Genomic DNA, 15,974 nt, shown 5'->3' on the forward strand with positions numbered 1-15,974 from the left:
AGGAAACGACACTTGTGATTAAAATAAAGACTAGAGTTGGAATGGAGGGAAGAAAAATGAAAGAGAAGTTGCATATTGTTTGGTCAAAAGAGTGGGTTCAATTTGTGGCTAGGACGCTTTTTTATTTTCTCATACTAATGGGACTCATCTATTTGTATCATTATCGTACGATTCAAGGTGGGACCTTCATTTACAATGAGTTTTAATGAGGTGAAAGCAGATGCGCTATATTTATGAAGAAATTGACAAAATTGCTACAAAACAGCCAAACGCGAAAGTTTATATTGGAAAAACCACGCATACGTATTGTGAATTAAAAAAACAATCCGATCAGCTGGCGCGATATTTTGCCGCGAACGTAGCCCAAAGTGAGCCGATTGTTGTCTATGGAGGGCAAGAGTTTGGCATGATTGTGGCGTTCTTAGCTGCCATGAAATCTGGTCATCCCTATATTCCAATTGAAACCCATACGCCACCAGAACGATTGGCATATATTGTTGATATTGCCAAACCGGCACTTTGCGTCTGGACTAGTGAATGCCCGATGGAGTTGCCTTGTTCCACAGTTTCTCTGGAGCAACTAATGACCGAGAGTCTAAAACAGGAAGCGGTGGTCCCAAAAGGATTGGCGTTAGATGAAACGGTCTATATTATTTTTACTTCAGGAACTACAGGAGTACCAAAGGGCGTTCAAATAAGCCAACAGAATTTATGGTCATTTGTCCAGTGGGCATTGCAGGACTTAGGGATTCATAAAGAAGATCGCTTTTTATCGCAAGCACCATTTTCATTTGATTTATCTGTAATGAGTGTCTACCCAGCGCTCCTGATTGGCGGTGCATTGGTACCACTTGCTAAGGAGACTGTGGACGATTTTAAGGAACTTTTTTCGGTCCTACCCAAGTTGCCGATTGATGTCTGGGTATCGACACCCTCTTTTATCGATATTTGTTTGATGGAGCCAGCTTTTTCTCACAATGAGCTTCCTAGTTTACGAGTATTTTTATTTTGTGGAGAAGAATTAACTAAGGAAACAGCAAAGAAATTGTTGCAAAAATTCCCAGAAGCAATGATTTATAACACATACGGTCCGACAGAAGCGACCGTAGCTGTATCACAAATTCAAGTAACAACTGAGTTATTAGAAGCAGTGAACCGACTCCCAATTGGTTATGTCAAAGAAGATACGAAGGTCACCATCATGGATGGCAATCAAGTTGTTGTTGGTGAGACTGGAGAAATTGTCCTATCTGGTCCGAGTATCTCAAAAGGGTATGTAAATAATCCAAGTAAAACAGCGGCTGCATTTTTTACGTTGAACGGCGAGCCTGCTTATCGAACAGGTGATGCGGGTAAGGTGATTGATGGTCTGTTGTACTATGAGGGACGGATTGACTTTCAGGTGAAGCTCCACGGCTATCGCATTGAATTAGAAGAGATTGATCATCATTTGATGGCTATCGAGGGTATAAAGCAAGCAATCGTCGTGCCAAAGTACAACCAGCATAAAGTCCAACAACTACTTGCCTATGTCGTGATGGAAACGACGGAAACAAAGGATTATGAACGAGCGAAGATGATTCGACAAGAATTAAAGAAAACAGTGATGCCGTACATGATTCCTCAAAAATACGTATTTTGTGAGCAGTTACCGCGAACGGCAAATGGCAAACTTGATCGCAAGCGACTAATTCAAGAGGTGAACCCAACATGATGTTCCCTCATATGATTCCATATGCTGAACCGATTTATTTTTTCTATTTGCTACTGGCCTTGTGTCCATTGGCGATTGGGTTGTATTTTGGCAAGCGAGTGAAGTGGTACGAATCCTGCGTCACACTATTGTTTCTTTGGATGAGTTTTGGCGGTGAGCAGTGGCACCAAGGACTCGCACTTGTTGGCTATGTCTTATGGCAAAGTGGGGTCGTAGGTACTTATTTTCACTTACGTTCTAAAAAGAATCAGACGAGTGTTTTTTATCTCTTTGTCTTATTGGCTATTTTCCCATTAGCAATTACCAAGGTTGTTCCGTTTTTTCATGATGGTCAGCCGTCATTGTTAGGGTTTTTAGGAATCTCCTATTTGACCTTTCGTTCAGTCCAAATGGTGATGGAAATGCGCGATGGTATGATCAAAGAGTATCAGTGGTTGCATTTTATTCGCTTCTTACTCTTTTTCCCGACAATTTCATCGGGGCCAATCGATCGGTATCGTCGTTTTGAAAAAGAGGCCAATCAAGCCCCTGCAGACTATCTTGATTACTTAGAAAAAGGTGTCAAACGCCTGTTTCTAGGCTTTCTCTATAAGTTTATGCTAGGCTATTTTTTCGGGCAAGTATTGTTACCAGTCGTCGCGAAGGAAGCGATGATGAGCGGAGGGGTATCTTGGGCCCTTGTTGGCTATATGTATGTGTACAGTATGTATCTCTTTTTTGATTTTGCGGGGTATAGTTTATTTGCCATCGCTACGAGTAATTTCATGGGGTATGACGTACCAATCAACTTTAACAAACCATTTTTGGCTCCCAATATCAAAGAATTTTGGAACCGATGGCACATGTCACTATCATTTTGGTTTCGAGATTATGTGTACATGCGCTTGATGTTTACGTTAATGAAGAAAAAAGTGTTTAAAAGTCGGGTGGTGTCATCGAATGTCGGCTACTTCGCTTTATTTCTATTAATGGGAATCTGGCATGGGTTAACGTGGTACTACATCGCTTATGGTATTTATCATGCGATGTGGATTTGTCTGAATGATGCGTGGATTCGCTATAAAAAAAGACACCCGTCATTACCATCCAATCGGCTTACTCACTCATTGGCGGTAATTGGGACCTTTCATGGTGTATGTCTTAGCTTTTTACTTTTTTCAGGATTTTTAAATACACTATTTTTCTTAAAATAATCACAAAGGACGGTAATAAAAATGGAAGAAAAAATCTTAGCAATTTTAGAAGAAGTAACTGGAACAGATGAAGTATCTAACAATTTGGATTTGGATTTATTTAGTGAAGGGCTACTGGATTCTTTAGGTAGTGTGCAATTATTAGTTGAACTAGAAGGACAATTGGGAATTCAAGTACCAGTGTCAGAATTTGACCGTGATGCGTGGGCAACACCACGTAAAATCATACAACAAGTACCATTATTCCAAAACGCATGAAAAAGCGTCTCTTTACCATCTTTGGCCCCGTTTTATTAGCTGTCATTATGGTGCTAGCCGTTTTTTTCTCACCGATTCAGTTTTCGGATAAAAATAAAACGCTCTGGTCAAAGGCATCTAGTTCTATGTCCGCCAATGTCATTCGAGGAAATGCCATTAAAAACGAGGCAATTGCATCTGGTAAATATGTACCATTTTTCGGCTCTTCTGAATTAAGTAGAATTGATGCGTTTCATCCGTCAGTATTGGCCAAAAAGTACCGCCGTGGGTATACTCCATTTTTATTAGGTGCTCCAGGGACACAGTCGTTAACCCAATACATGATGATTCGGTCAATGGGCCAGGAATTAGCTGGAAAAAAACTTGTATTTATTATCTCTCCACAGTGGTTTGTCAAAGATGGGGTAAACAAGCAGTATTTTGATGCCTATTTTTCCGAAATTCAGACGTATCAGTGGGCGTTATCTCTAAAAAAAATAACACCAGCTGATCAGTACTTTGCTTCTCGCCTGACGAGCTATGGGAAAGTAAAACAACGGAAAAATTTATCGGCGATGTTAGCACACATCGCTAACGGGCAGCTACCAACAAAACAGGAAAAATACTGGGCTGAAATGATCTATCGGGTGCTAAATCGTGAAGATGAGTTGTTTAGTCCACTGGATATCTTGAGCAAGAATCATCAAATTAACCAAGCGATGCACGAATTACCTAATGAATACAACCAAGAGGAATTAACGCAGCTCGCTACTAAAAATGGAAGACAACAGACGACAAATAATCCCTACAACATTGACAATCAATTTTTTAACCAACGTTTGAGAAAGCATGTGGGCGCATTAAAGCAATCGCAAATTCATTTTGATTATCAATATTCGCCTGAGTATTCAGATTTTCAATTGGTTTTGGAACAATTGGCATCTGTCCACGCTAAGCCATTATTTATTATTCCCCCAGTCAATAAAAAATGGAGTGAATACACCGGCTTATCATTACAAATGCTGGAAGGATTCAGTAAGAAAATTACGTATCAATTGAAAGAACAAGGGTTTACCAATATTGCGGATTTTACAAAGGATGCCTCTGTACCGTACTTTATGTCAGATACAATTCATCTAGGTTGGTTAGGGTGGCTCTCTGCCGATCAGTACATCCGACCATTTTTAACAAACAAAAATGACACCAACGTAACATATCATCTTTCTAACGAGTATTTTTCTACACAGTGGCAAGATCAAAATCCCGCAACACTTGATTCAAAATAAATTAACTAAGAAACGACTTTTTCTCATCCACTCAAAGTTTGAGTGGATGAGAAAAAGTTTTTTTGTGAAAAAAAGCGAAACACTGTTTTCTTTTTTCAGAAATGTGGTAGCATATTTCTTAAAGGGGTGTGAAAAAATGAAATTAACCGTTCTAGGATGTCTCGGCGCTTACCCTTATAAAGGAGAGGGAACGACCAGTTATTTATTGGAGTCAGATGGATTTCAATTATTGATTGATGCCGGCAGTACTACGTTAGTTGAGTTAGAAAAACACTTAGATCCATTAGCGCTTGATGCGGTTATTTTAAGCCATTATCATTTCGATCATATTGCGGACTTGGGAGTCTTACAGTATTATTGGCAATTGTCTCCAGGTGAGAAAAAGCAGCCACTATTACCAATCTATGGCCACGGTCAAGATGAAATTCATTTTAAGGCATTGACTATGCCAAATGTTTCGCAAGGGTTTGATTATTTAAAAGAGCAGCAGTTGGATTTAGGACCATTTACAGTGACATTTTTACAAACAGTCCATCCGGTCACTTGCTATGCGATGCGTTTTGTAGAGAAGAAGACGGGCAAAGTGTTTGTATTCACCGGCGACTCAGGCTATCTTGAGACATTAAATGAATTCGCTTTATCAGCAGACTTGCTTTTGGCAGATACGTATCTGTTTGAAGGACATGAATATCATCATGCCCATCTAACATCAAAAGAAGCTGGTCAGCTTGCCAAAGTGGCCAATGTGCAACACCTTGTGCTGACACATCTACCGCAAATTGGCGACTTAGACCTTTTGGCACAGCAAGCGCAACAAGCAGCAGGAGAAGACGTGACTGTCACGGTTGCTAAAGTTCGTCACACTTATACGATTTAAGGAGGAAAAAGACATGATTTTTGTACCAAATGAATTGACAGATCCACGAATAAACTTAGCTATTGAAACCTTTTTATTACAAGAAATGAAAACCGATGAACCAATCTTGTTATTCTATATTAATGAACCATCGATTATTATTGGTCGCAATCAAAATACGATTGAAGAAATCAATAAAGACTATGTAGATGAAAAAGGAATTCACGTGGTACGTCGCTTTAGTGGCGGTGGAGCAGTTTATCATGATTTTGGGAACTTAAATTTTAGTTTCATTATGCCGGATGATGGCAATTCATTCCGTGATTTTGAAAAATTAACCAAACCAATTGTCGATGCCCTAAATGAAATGGGTGTGGAAGGCGCGCGTTTAAAAGGACGCAATGATTTAGTTATTGATGATATGAAATTTTCAGGTAATGCGATGTATGCGACTAATGGCCGGATGTTTGCTCATGGGACCATTATGTTTGATAGTGACATTAATGAAGTCGTTAATGCATTGAAGGTCCGCAAAGATAAAATCGAATCAAAAGGAATTAAGTCTATTCGCTCTCGGGTGACCAATATCAAACCATTTTTACCTGAGGACAAGCAAGGAATGACGACCAAAGAATTCCGTCAAGAAATATTATTGAAAATCTTTGGTGTTGATTCTGTTGCGGATGTGAAGACCTATGAGTTGACAGATGAAGACTGGCAAAAAGTAAAAGAAATCTCTCAAACGTACTATGCGAACTGGGATTGGAACTATGGGAAGTCACCGGAATTTGATATCGAGCGCCGCAAACGATTCCCAATCGGTTCAATTGAAGTACGATTGAACGTAAAAGAAGGAAAAATCACAGCAGCGAAAATCTATGGTGACTTCTTTGGACTGGGTGAAATCAAAGATGTCGAAGAAGCCCTTGTCGGCACGAAATATGAAAAAGCAGCACTGAAAGAAGTCGTCGATCAGATTGATGTGAAAAAATATTTCGGAAATATCGAAACAGAAGATCTATTTGAATTAATTTATTAAAAAGGCTGAGACAATAGTTAAAAGCACAAAGCCCATAAAATCCAGAAGTCATTGCGTAAACTTTTGGATTTTATGGGCTTTTTTTATACTAGCCAGTTTTTTTCGCTGCTCGGATCTGAGCGCTTTTGTTCCAACCTATTAGTAGGCACGAGCAATCCAGACGGTGTGTTTCGCTGGTTTGCCACTTACAAGATCGACTTCTTTTTCTATTGGTGCTTGGAAAGGAATGTTACGCGTTGTAAAGCCAGTTTCTTCTTTTATTTTTGCTTCGGTTTCTTCTGAACCATCCCATCCGATTAAGACAAAGCCAGTTGGTCGATTGTCTTTCTTGCATGCTTCAATGTGTTCTTTTAACTCATCTAATGTATTGATGTGAACGTGTTCGTTTTCTTTGTTGCGTAGACGAGCTTGTTCTAATAAGCGTTTTGGCATGATAGCTAATTGCTCATCGATATAAGCTAATAATTCGTCAAAAGCTACGGTAACTTTGCCATCTACGTCGCGGACTTTAGCCATGACATGACCATTTTCTAAATCACGAGGACCACATTCAATTCGAATACATGCGCCTTTTAATTCCCACTCATGGAATTTGTAGCCTGGTGAATTTTCAGAGTCATCTAGACGTACTCGAATGCCTTTCGCTTTTAGTTCTTGGAAAATTTCATCCAGTTTTTCCAAAATAGCGGGGTTCTTTTTCCAAGGGCCGACTGGTAGTAAAACAACTTGTGTCGGAGCGACAGTCGGTGGGAATACCAGACCATTTTCATCGCCATGTGTCATAATTAATGAACCAAGTAAACGAGTCGATACGCCCCATGAAGTGGTATGAGCGGCTACGTGTTTGTTTTCTTTCGTCAAATAAGTGATGTCAAAAGCTTCAGCGAATTTGGTACCCATATAGTGAGAAGTACCCGCTTGAACAGCTTTGCCATCTTTCATCATGGCTTCGATCGAATAGGTATCAACGGCACCCGCAAAGCGTTCAGAAGGCGTTTTTTGTCCCTTATAGACAGGGATAGCTAAAAACTCTTCACATAGCCGTGCATATTCATCTAAGATACTCATTGTCCGGCGACGTGCATCTTTTTCATCCGCATGAGCAGTATGGCCTTCTTGCCACAGAAATTCAGACGTACGTAAAAATGGTAACGTCTTTTTTTCCCAACGGAAAACATTTGCCCATTGATTGATTTCATATGGTAGGTCACGATAAGAATGAATCCAATCAGAAAAGGCCGAACCAATCATCGTTTCTGACGTCGGTCTTAATGCTAATGGTTCTTCTAACTTTTCATCTCCGACTTCAGTAACCCAAGGAAGCTCAGGGGCGAAGCCTTCAATATGATCGGCTTCTTTCATGAAAAAGCTTTTAGGAATGAGCATAGGGAAATATGCATTGCGAATCCCTTGTGTTTTAAGAAATTTGTTGAATTCTTCTTGAATATGCTCCCACAATTCAAAGCCATCTGGACGGAAAATAATTGATCCACGGACGGGAGAATAAGACATTAGTTCAGCTTGTTGGACTGTTTGTAAATACCATTGTGTAAAATCATTTGTTTGTTCTGACATACTATCAGCTCCTTAAAATTAATAAATGAAGGCAAAAGAAAAAGCCTCCCATCCTTAAAAAGGACGAAATGCTTGAACATTCGCGGTACCACCTTAGTTGGTTACCTTTTGCAACCCCACTTGCCAGACGATAAGGAGTCCATCCCTATTGCTTTCACAATAAATACCATTGGTAGGTTCACAAAAGTTATTGTATCGAAGTTCCAGCCTTGCTTCGATTCTCTAAGACAATCGTTTTTTGCTACTTGTCCAAATCCTGTCTTAAGACTACTCAATTGTTTTCTAAAAAGCAAGTCCTTTTCCTTAAAAAGGAGAGAAATTTGCAGTCTGACAGGAAAATTCGTATAATGGGATGATTCTATCTAAAGGGGAGACAAAAGAGAAATGAGAAACGAAATGATGCATCGGCCGGTCGTAAAGCCGGAACTTGTCGATTATCTACGGACGCAGCAAAAAGCGTTACCGGGTGAGTTGGGCCAAGTTGAACGCGAGGCGAATGAACAAGGTGTTCCAATTATTCCTCATGAAACAGTGGTCTTTTTAAAATTCCTATTAGGGCAATTAAAGCCCAAACAAATATTAGAAGTCGGGGCAGCGATTGGTTTTTCTTCAAGTCTGATGGCTCAGACAATAGGAGAAGGTCATGTGACGACGATTGATCGTTATGATGTGATGATTGCTAAAGCCAAGCAAACGTACAAACGTCTGGACTTAGAAGATAAAGTAACGTTATTGGAAGGTCAAGCAGCTGATATTTTAGCTGAATTGACAGGTCCATATGATTTTATTTTTATGGATAGCGCAAAGTCCAAGTACATTACTTTTTTACCAGACTGCATTCGCTTGCTTAAAAAAGGCGGAGTCTTAATGGTGGATGATATTTTCCAAGGTGGTACCATTTTAGATCCGATTGAAGAAATCCCTAGAGGAAAACGCGCCATTCATCGCAAATTAAATCAATTTTTAGAAGTGATTAATACGCATCCTGACTTAACGACATCTTTGGTACCCTTGGGCGATGGCGTTGCATTGATTACCAAAGAAGCTGATGACGTTCAGTTTGATTTATAAGAAAAACAGTGACAAGCATAAGTTTCATTCTTACTTAGCTTAGGGAAACAATGATTGATGGAATAAATAACAAAAATACATTGACTTTCGAAGGTGAATTCCCTATAATATTGTTTGTTGCTGAAATGTCATAGTAGCTCAGCCGGATAGAGCATCCGCCTTCTAAGCGGACGGTCGGGGGTTCGAATCCCTCCTGTGACGCTAATAACCGCTTAGGATTACTCCTAAGCGGTTTTTTTTGTTTATTTAGCTCTTACTAATTGAGTATTGGAGTAATACCGAGTGGAAAATGAATCCTTGCTTTATACTGAATTTGGTCAGCCGAGTGCTGTCGTACAGCTCGTGCGATCAGAGCCCCAACCATTACAAGCCGATGAAGTACGCATAGCTATCTCACATGTTTCTGTGAATCCCTCTGATTTAATTCCGATTACTGGTGCCTATGCTCACCGGACTCCGCTACCAGCTGTTGTTGGTTATGAAGGAGTGGGGACCATAGTAGAAGTGGGTTCAAGTGAATTAAAGGAACTTATTGGTCAGCGAGCATTGTCTTTAGATGGGGGGACTTGGCAAAGATATGTTGTAAGCAAGCGCGAGCAACTCATACTTGTGCCAAATTCGCTGCCGGATGAATTGGCATGCCAAATGTATATCAACCCATTGACTGCATGGGTTTTATGTATGGAATGGATGTCACTTAGCCCGGGGGAAACACTGCTAGTTAATGCTGCGAACTCTGCGATTGGTAAATTATTTTTACAGTTGGCTCAAAAAAAGGCGCGCGCTTGATTGCAGTCGTTCGTCATCAGCAGGCGGCAAAAGAGTTAGTTGATCTAGGAACTACGGATGTGATTAACAGCAGTGATGAAGATGTATCCGTCGCTGTCAAGAAAATAACAAATGGTACCGGCGTGGATTATGCCATCGATTCAATTGGCGGAGAGCACGGGACGACTTTAGCAACCTGTGTGAAAAATAATGGGCACTTTTTCTTACTGGGGTTACTATCAGGTAAGCAAATTGACTGGTCCTATGTTGCGGCACTACCAATAAATACAAAGATTTTTCATCTTCGTCATTGGCTGGATGAAGCAACTTATGCCCAAAAAGAACTAGCCTTTCAGCAGTTATTTGATTTGGTGTTAAGTCATCAATTACACATCTCTTCATTTGGGAGAGTCTCTTCTTACAAATCATTTAAAACGGTCTTACAAGAGATTGAGACTAAACAAGTAAGTGGCAAACAGTGTCTGGTATTTGATTGAATTTTTCATATGCAAGTAAAAAAGGAATATTTTTTTCGTTTTTTACGAAAGAAAGCATTCTTTTTTACGAAATATTCAGAAAATTGTAAAAAAACAATTGACAAGCTTCCAAAAAGGGCGTATTCTGCTAACAACAAGTCGATTGAAAAAGGTGAAAACGATGAGAATAAAAATTAGAAAGACAGTAAAATATAGCGACGTATTTTCATTATTATTATTATTATAGATCAGGACTCTTTTCTTTTAGCTACATCAGAAGAGTCCTATTCGCATTTCATGAAGGAAATTACCTTTGTGGAGTGCTTTTTTTATACAAATTTTCTATTAAAAGGAGCGAGTGAAAATGAGAAAAGTTCAATTTTTTGACACAACATTGCGAGATGGTGAGCAGACACCAGGTGTAAACTTTAATACAAAAGAAAAGGTTCAACTAGCTTTGCAATTAGAAAAATGGGGGATTGATACCATTGAAGCTGGGTTTCCCATCGCATCACCAGGTGATTTTGAAGCCGTAAGAGCAATTGGCCAGGCTGTAAAAAAAGCAACGGTAGCCGGACTAGCTCGCTGTCAAAAAGCGGATATTGATAGTGTCTATGATGCTATCGGGGATTGTGCACATCCTCAAATCCATGTATTTCTAGCAACTAGCGAAATTCATATGCGGGACAAACTAAAAATGACACCAGAAGAAGTATTGTCTTCTATCCATGAATATGTGACTTATGCGCGTTCATTATTTGATATCGTGCAATTTTCTCCAGAAGATGCTTCAAGAACTAGCAAAGACTTTCTTTTAAAAGCTGTCCAAACAGCTGTCAATGCGGGCGCTACGATTATTAATATTCCTGATACGGTTGGTTATGCCAATCCGACAGAGTACGGTGCGATGTTTGCGTATTTAATCGAAAATGTTCGTTCGAATCAACCAATCACGTATTCTTCTCATTGTCATGATGACTTGGGGATGGCGTCAGCGAATGCGTTAGCGGCAATCGAAAATGGTGCAAACCGCGTGGAAGGAACGGTGAATGGCATTGGTGAGAGAGCAGGCAATACTGCATTAGAGGAAATCGCAGTCGCCCTACACATTCGTAAAGACTTCTATCAATGCGAAACCAACATCGTATTAAATGAAACAAAACGAACCAGTGATCTAGTTGCTCGTCTTTCTGGTATCGGAGTGCCGAGAAACAAAGCGGTTATTGGTGGTAATGCCTATGCACATGAATCAGGAATTCATCAAGATGGCGTATTAAAAAATCCAGAAACCTATGAAATCATCACGCCCCAATTAGTCGGAGTAGCAACGAATTCCTTGCCACTAGGAAAGCTATCCGGGCGTCACGCATTCCAAGAAAAGTTAAAAGATCTAGGTTATGATGTGGAAGGCGAGGAATTAAAAGCCTTGTTCAAGCGTTTCAAAGCATTAGCTGATAAGAAAAAACAAGTAACCGATGAAGATTTGTTGGCACTCGTTGCTGATGAAGCTCGTCAGCAACCGGACTGTCATCTGACAGCCTTGCAAGTGCAATATGTATCAGATGGATATCAATGTGCGGTTGTAGCGATTGAGGAAAATGGCCAACAAAAGAGTGCCTCATCTGTTGGCTCAGGAAGTATTCAAGCTATCTACAATGCCATTAACCAAGTATTTGATCAAGAGCCGTATTTAACGAATTATGAAATTACCTCATTGACAGCAGGTGAAGATGCACAAGCACAAGTTCATGTGACGATTGAATGTACGGAAACCCATGAAATTGTAAGTGGTATTGGCGTTGATTTTGACGTCTTACAAGCTTCAGCCAAAGCATATGTACAAGCAAGTAGTCTACTAAAAAATAGGAGTGTTTCAAAATGACAAAGCGAATTGTTGCCCTAGCTGGCGATGGGATTGGACCAGAAATTATGGAAAGTGCATTGGCAGTCTTAAAAGCGGCTACCCAATCAACAGACTTTGACTATGAAGTTGAAAATGAATTGTTTGGTGGGTCAGCGATTGATGCGACGGGGACACCTTTGCCAAGTGAAACTTTAACTGCTTGTAAACAAGCGGATGCGATACTATTAGCAGCGATTGGCGGTCCGCGTTGGACTCAAGCCGAACAAACGCCAGAAAAAGGACTACTTGCGTTACGCAAAGCGCTGCAATTGTATGCGAATATTCGTCCGATTAAAGTCGCTGATAGCTTGATTCATCTGTCACCATTAAAACCAGAGATTGTATTGGAAACGGACTTTGTCGTTGTCAGAGAATTAACAAGTGGTATCTACTTTGGTGAACCGAGAGCGAAAGAAATACAACAAGCCTACGATACTAATCGCTATACAGTAGAAGAAATTGAACGAATCATGCATCAAGCATTTGTGATTGCTCGTGGTCGAAAAAAACAAGTCACATCCGTCGATAAAGCGAATGTCTTAGCTACAAGTCAATTATGGCGCGAAGTCGCTGAGCAAGTAGCAAAAGAGTATCCAGATATTACGCTAGAGCATCAATATGTTGATTCGGCAGCGATGAAATTAGTAACCAATCCTACTGCTTTTGATGTGATTGTAACGGAAAATCTTTTCGGTGATATCTTAAGTGATGAAGGGTCAGTATTACCGGGGACTTTAGGAGTGCTACCGAGTGCAAGTCATAGTGTCGCGGGGGCTTCATTGTATGAACCCATCCATGGCTCGGCACCAGATATTGCGGGTAAAAATTGTGCCAATCCAGTATCTATGGTGTTATCAGTGGCGATGATGATGCGCCAGTCTTTCCAAGAAGAAGGCATAGCCAAGCGCATTGAGGATGCTTGTTACAACACGATGGAAAAAGGAATTTTGACTCCTGACCTAGGAGGAAAATCAACAACTCAACAAATGACACAAGCAATTATTGATGAAGTAAGTAACGTAGCAACTATCGCATAGAGGTGAAAATAATGGGAAAAACACTATTTGATAAAGTATGGGAACGTCACGTCGTCACTGGAGAAGAAGGGCAAGCACAATTGTTGTATGTGGATTTGCAACTCATTCATGAAGTGACTTCACCGCAGGCATTTGAAGCCTTGCGTCAAGCCAACCGGACAGTAAGACGTCCAGATAAAACATTTGGAACTATGGATCACAATGTACCGACGAAAGATATTTTTACAATTACGGATTTGGTCTCAAAAAAGCAAATGGATACACTTCGAAAAAACTGTGAGGAATTTGGAATTACCTTATGTGATAATGGTTCATTGCGTCAAGGAATTGTGCACATGGTAGGGCCAGAAGTGGGCTTGACTCAACCGGGTAAAATTATTGTATGTGGCGATTCCCATACGGCAACGCATGGTGCATTTGGGGCTATTGCTTTTGGTATTGGTACTAGTGAAGTCGAACATGTTCTAGCGACACAAACAATTTGGCAAAAGAAACCAAAACGGATGGGTATTCATGTTTCGGGGCAGTTGCAACCAGGAGTGTATGCCAAAGACATTATTTTAGCATTGATTGCACGATACGGTGTCGACTTTGGTGTGGGGTATGCGGCTGAATTTTATGGTGACACAATTCGTAATTTGACGATGGAAGAGCGGATGACAATCTGTAATATGTCGATTGAAGGTGGCGCGAAAATGGGCATGATGGCGCCAGATGAAAAAACAGTTGAATTTATTCGCGATAAAGAATATGCACCAAAAGATTTTGAAGAAGCAGTGAAAGATTGGTCAACGCTTTATACAGATGAATATGCCGAGTTTGATCGTGTTTTAGAATTGGATGCGTCAACACTTGAACCTTATATCACTTGGGGAACCAATCCAGAGATGGGTGTGGCCATTCACGAATCCTTCCCAGAAATCCGAGATCATAATGATGAGTTAGCGTATGAATATATGAATCTAAAACCAGGTCAAAAAGCAGCCGATATCCCGATTGAATACGTCTTTATTGGTTCTTGTACGAATGGTCGTTTGTCTGATTTGCAAGAAGCAGCCAAAATTGTGAAAGGCAAAAAGATCAAAGAGGGAGTAACAGGTATTGTCGTTCCGGGATCGAGACCCGTACGTCACGCTGCAGAAGCGCTAGGAATTGATCAAATCTTTAAAGATGCTGGATTTGAATGGCGTGAGCCAGGCTGTTCAATGTGCTTGGGGATGAATCCGGATAAAGTACCCGAGTTCGTCCACTGTGCTTCGACATCAAATCGCAATTTTGTCGGTCGACAAGGAAAAAATTCACGAACACATCTATGTAGTCCAGCGATGGCAGCTGCTGCCGCAATCAACGGAAAGTTTATTGATGTTAGAGAAATTCTAGGAGGAAAAACACATGGAGCCGTTTAAAGTATACAAGGGGCGTGCGGTACCCTTTATGAATGACAATATTGATACTGACCAAATTATTCCGAAAAATTATTTGAAACGAATTGAAAAAACGGGCTTTGGTGAATTTCTATTTGATGATTGGCGTTACTTACGTAATCGTCAGCCTAATCCAGAATTTGTTTTAAATGAACCGCGCTATCAAGGAGCAACAATCTTATTATCAGGTGATAACTTTGGTTCAGGATCTTCACGTGAGCATGCTGCTTGGGCATTACTAGATTACGGCTTTCGCGCGGTTATCGCAGGGAGCTTTAGTGATATCTTCTATATGAATGCGACTAAAAATGGCTTACTACCTGTTGTATTGCCACTCGCTGCCCGTACTGCAATAGCTGAACTACCAGCTGAGCAAGAAATTACGATTGATTTGCCACACCAAAAGGTAAAAGCCGGGGATCAAAGTTATTCATTTGATATCGATAGCACGTGGAAGTACAAACTGGTCAATGGCTTGGATGAAATTTCTATTACGATGCAAGAAGATGAAGCAATTTTGGCTTATGAAAAAACTATTCCAAGTTATTGGTAAAAATAAAGGATTTTTATTGACTATCTACGTAGGATTTGCTAAAGTAGTATTGTTGTAATTGTGGACTCCACAGCTACAACCGCACAGAACAAGTTTTAAGAACGAAAGTCACTTGGGATGGCGAGTCTAAGTCTAAATGAAGGAGGTGCTGTATAGCATGTACGCAATTATTAAAACTGGTGGCAAACAAGTCAAAGTTGAAGTTGGTCAAGCAATCTACGTTGAAAAATTAGACGCAGAAGCAGGACAAAAAGTTACATTTGACGAAGTGATCTTAGTAGGTGGCGAATCAACAAAAGTTGGCGCTCCAACAATCGCAGGTGCAACTGTTGAAGGTACTGTAGAAAAACATGGCAAACAAAAGAAAGTTGTTACGTTTAAATACAAACCTAAAAAACATTCTCACCGCAAACAAGGTCATCGTCAACCTTATACAAAAGTAGTAATCGAAGCAATCAACGCTTAATTACTAGAAAAGTAGGATGAATCGTCATGATTAAAGCAATCTTTCAACGAGATGAAACAGGAAATATTTCTTCTTTTGACTTATCTGGTCATGCAGATGCAGGTGAATATGGTTCAGACATTGTCTGTGCTGCAGTATCAGCGCTCGCAATCAGTGCAACGAATGGTATTGATGCACTTGCTGGTGTGACACCGACTGTAAAGACCGATGAAAGAGCTGGAGGATACTTAGCAGTTGAACTACCTCTTTATATTACGCAGGAGCAAAATAATATTTCACAAGTTTTACTTGAAAATTTATTGCTTGGGTTACAAGCGATTCAGGCTGAACATACAGAAAATATAAGCATTCAAACACTTAAAAAATAGGAGGTGCA

General features: G+C 40.2%; 17 protein-coding genes, 1 tRNA gene and 2 other annotated features. Of the genes, 17 read left to right on the plus strand and 1 reads right to left on the minus strand.

Annotation, left to right across the window (positions count from 1 at the left end; translation table 11 throughout):
• Positions 1 to 56: 56 nt before the first annotated feature.
• The 7 genes from NE257_RS10220 (at position 57) to NE257_RS10250 (ending at position 6,325) form a co-directional block, all read left to right on the plus strand.
• A complete protein-coding gene (locus NE257_RS10220) occupies positions 57 to 206 on the plus strand; it encodes a teichoic acid D-Ala incorporation-associated protein DltX (protein ID WP_071859019.1) in 150 nt (49 codons plus the stop codon).
• Positions 207 to 220: 14 nt separating this feature from the next.
• On the plus strand, positions 221 to 1,714 hold the full coding sequence (gene dltA, locus NE257_RS10225) for a D-alanine--poly(phosphoribitol) ligase subunit DltA (RefSeq protein WP_251886391.1): 1,494 nt from the start codon (positions 221 to 223) through the stop codon (positions 1,712 to 1,714).
• Positions 1,711 to 2,907, plus strand: coding sequence for a D-alanyl-lipoteichoic acid biosynthesis protein DltB (dltB, locus tag NE257_RS10230; protein ID WP_251886392.1), 1,197 nt, complete (start codon positions 1,711 to 1,713; stop codon positions 2,905 to 2,907). Before dltA ends, dltB begins: the two co-directional genes overlap by 4 nt.
• A 21-nt stretch (positions 2,908 to 2,928) precedes the next feature.
• Entirely contained in the window at positions 2,929 to 3,165 is a 237-nt protein-coding gene (gene dltC / locus NE257_RS10235) for a D-alanine--poly(phosphoribitol) ligase subunit DltC (protein ID WP_007207158.1), read from the plus strand.
• Positions 3,162 to 4,430 carry a D-alanyl-lipoteichoic acid biosynthesis protein DltD gene (gene dltD, locus NE257_RS10240; protein ID WP_251886393.1) on the plus strand — a complete coding sequence of 423 codons (1,269 nt, stop codon included), beginning with the start codon at positions 3,162 to 3,164 and terminating at the stop codon, positions 4,428 to 4,430. Before dltC ends, dltD begins: the two co-directional genes overlap by 4 nt.
• A gap of 136 nt (positions 4,431 to 4,566) precedes the next feature.
• The gene (locus NE257_RS10245) at positions 4,567 to 5,307 is read left to right on the plus strand and encodes an MBL fold metallo-hydrolase (RefSeq protein ID WP_251886394.1); all 741 of its coding nucleotides are present in this window, start codon (positions 4,567 to 4,569) and stop codon (positions 5,305 to 5,307) included.
• A 13-nt stretch (positions 5,308 to 5,320) separates the two neighbouring features.
• On the plus strand, positions 5,321 to 6,325 hold the full coding sequence (locus NE257_RS10250) for a lipoate--protein ligase (protein ID WP_040365995.1): 1,005 nt from the start codon (positions 5,321 to 5,323) through the stop codon (positions 6,323 to 6,325).
• Positions 6,326 to 6,463: 138 nt separating this feature from the next.
• On the opposite strand, the gene proS is transcribed toward NE257_RS10250, so the two are convergent.
• On the minus strand, positions 6,464 to 7,900 hold the full coding sequence (gene proS / locus NE257_RS10255) for a proline--tRNA ligase (protein WP_251869916.1): 1,437 nt from the start codon (positions 7,898 to 7,900) through the stop codon (positions 6,464 to 6,466).
• A 56-nt stretch (positions 7,901 to 7,956) separates the two neighbouring features.
• Positions 7,957 to 8,167 (minus strand) — a binding site (T-box leader).
• Positions 8,168 to 8,284: 117 nt separating this feature from the next.
• Here proS and NE257_RS10260 point away from each other — a divergent pair.
• From NE257_RS10260 to NE257_RS10305, 10 genes are all read left to right on the plus strand, one after another.
• Positions 8,285 to 8,971, plus strand: a complete 687-nt coding sequence (locus NE257_RS10260) for an O-methyltransferase (RefSeq protein ID WP_251854882.1) — start codon at positions 8,285 to 8,287, stop codon at positions 8,969 to 8,971.
• Positions 8,972 to 9,098: 127 nt separating this feature from the next.
• Positions 9,099 to 9,172, plus strand: a tRNA-Arg gene (locus NE257_RS10265).
• Between the two features lie 81 nt (positions 9,173 to 9,253).
• Positions 9,254 to 9,760 (plus strand): alcohol dehydrogenase catalytic domain-containing protein, encoded by a 507-nt coding sequence (locus tag NE257_RS10270; RefSeq protein ID WP_007207152.1) that lies wholly within the window; start codon positions 9,254 to 9,256, stop codon positions 9,758 to 9,760.
• Positions 9,757 to 10,236 (plus strand): zinc-binding dehydrogenase, encoded by a 480-nt coding sequence (locus NE257_RS10275; protein ID WP_251886395.1) that lies wholly within the window; start codon positions 9,757 to 9,759, stop codon positions 10,234 to 10,236. Before NE257_RS10270 ends, NE257_RS10275 begins: the two co-directional genes overlap by 4 nt.
• A 343-nt stretch (positions 10,237 to 10,579) precedes the next feature.
• A complete protein-coding gene (locus tag NE257_RS10280; RefSeq protein ID WP_007207149.1) occupies positions 10,580 to 12,097 on the plus strand; it encodes a 2-isopropylmalate synthase in 1,518 nt (505 codons plus the stop codon).
• Positions 12,094 to 13,155: a 3-isopropylmalate dehydrogenase gene (leuB, locus tag NE257_RS10285; protein ID WP_251886396.1), complete on the plus strand. Its 1,062-nt coding sequence runs from the start codon at positions 12,094 to 12,096 to the stop codon at positions 13,153 to 13,155. The genes NE257_RS10280 and leuB overlap by 4 nt, the downstream gene beginning before the upstream one ends.
• Positions 13,156 to 13,166: 11 nt before the next feature.
• Entirely contained in the window at positions 13,167 to 14,561 is a 1,395-nt protein-coding gene (gene leuC / locus NE257_RS10290) for a 3-isopropylmalate dehydratase large subunit (protein WP_251886397.1), read from the plus strand.
• Positions 14,548 to 15,132: a 3-isopropylmalate dehydratase small subunit gene (gene leuD, locus NE257_RS10295; protein ID WP_251886398.1), complete on the plus strand. Its 585-nt coding sequence runs from the start codon at positions 14,548 to 14,550 to the stop codon at positions 15,130 to 15,132. Before leuC ends, leuD begins: the two co-directional genes overlap by 14 nt.
• Before the next feature lie 67 nt (positions 15,133 to 15,199).
• Positions 15,200 to 15,270, plus strand: a sequence feature (ribosomal protein L21 leader region).
• Between the two features lie 19 nt (positions 15,271 to 15,289).
• The gene (rplU, locus tag NE257_RS10300; protein WP_040365994.1) at positions 15,290 to 15,598 is read left to right on the plus strand and encodes a 50S ribosomal protein L21; all 309 of its coding nucleotides are present in this window, start codon (positions 15,290 to 15,292) and stop codon (positions 15,596 to 15,598) included.
• Positions 15,599 to 15,624: 26 nt separating this feature from the next.
• Positions 15,625 to 15,966 (plus strand): ribosomal-processing cysteine protease Prp, encoded by a 342-nt coding sequence (locus tag NE257_RS10305; protein WP_007207144.1) that lies wholly within the window; start codon positions 15,625 to 15,627, stop codon positions 15,964 to 15,966.
• Positions 15,967 to 15,974 lie beyond the last annotated feature (8 nt).

Origin of the sequence: Enterococcus italicus (genome assembly GCF_023743875.1) — a bacterium.
GTDB classification, from domain to species: domain Bacteria; phylum Bacillota; class Bacilli; order Lactobacillales; family Enterococcaceae; genus Enterococcus_G; species Enterococcus_G italicus.

Coding starts and splice junctions, on each gene's coding strand:
- NE257_RS10220 (WP_071859019.1), top strand. CDS start 57: ATGAAAGAGAAGTTGCATATTGTTTGGTCAAAAGAGTGGGTTCAATTT.
- dltA (WP_251886391.1), top strand. CDS start 221: ATGCGCTATATTTATGAAGAAATTGACAAAATTGCTACAAAACAGCCA.
- dltB (WP_251886392.1), top strand. CDS start 1,711: ATGATGTTCCCTCATATGATTCCATATGCTGAACCGATTTATTTTTTC.
- dltC (WP_007207158.1), top strand. CDS start 2,929: ATGGAAGAAAAAATCTTAGCAATTTTAGAAGAAGTAACTGGAACAGAT.
- dltD (WP_251886393.1), top strand. CDS start 3,162: ATGAAAAAGCGTCTCTTTACCATCTTTGGCCCCGTTTTATTAGCTGTC.
- NE257_RS10245 (WP_251886394.1), top strand. CDS start 4,567: ATGAAATTAACCGTTCTAGGATGTCTCGGCGCTTACCCTTATAAAGGA.
- NE257_RS10250 (WP_040365995.1), top strand. CDS start 5,321: ATGATTTTTGTACCAAATGAATTGACAGATCCACGAATAAACTTAGCT.
- proS (WP_251869916.1), bottom strand. CDS start 7,900: ATGTCAGAACAAACAAATGATTTTACACAATGGTATTTACAAACAGTC.
- NE257_RS10260 (WP_251854882.1), top strand. CDS start 8,285: ATGAGAAACGAAATGATGCATCGGCCGGTCGTAAAGCCGGAACTTGTC.
- NE257_RS10280 (WP_007207149.1), top strand. CDS start 10,580: ATGAGAAAAGTTCAATTTTTTGACACAACATTGCGAGATGGTGAGCAG.
- leuB (WP_251886396.1), top strand. CDS start 12,094: ATGACAAAGCGAATTGTTGCCCTAGCTGGCGATGGGATTGGACCAGAA.
- leuC (WP_251886397.1), top strand. CDS start 13,167: ATGGGAAAAACACTATTTGATAAAGTATGGGAACGTCACGTCGTCACT.
- leuD (WP_251886398.1), top strand. CDS start 14,548: ATGGAGCCGTTTAAAGTATACAAGGGGCGTGCGGTACCCTTTATGAAT.
- rplU (WP_040365994.1), top strand. CDS start 15,290: ATGTACGCAATTATTAAAACTGGTGGCAAACAAGTCAAAGTTGAAGTT.
- NE257_RS10305 (WP_007207144.1), top strand. CDS start 15,625: ATGATTAAAGCAATCTTTCAACGAGATGAAACAGGAAATATTTCTTCT.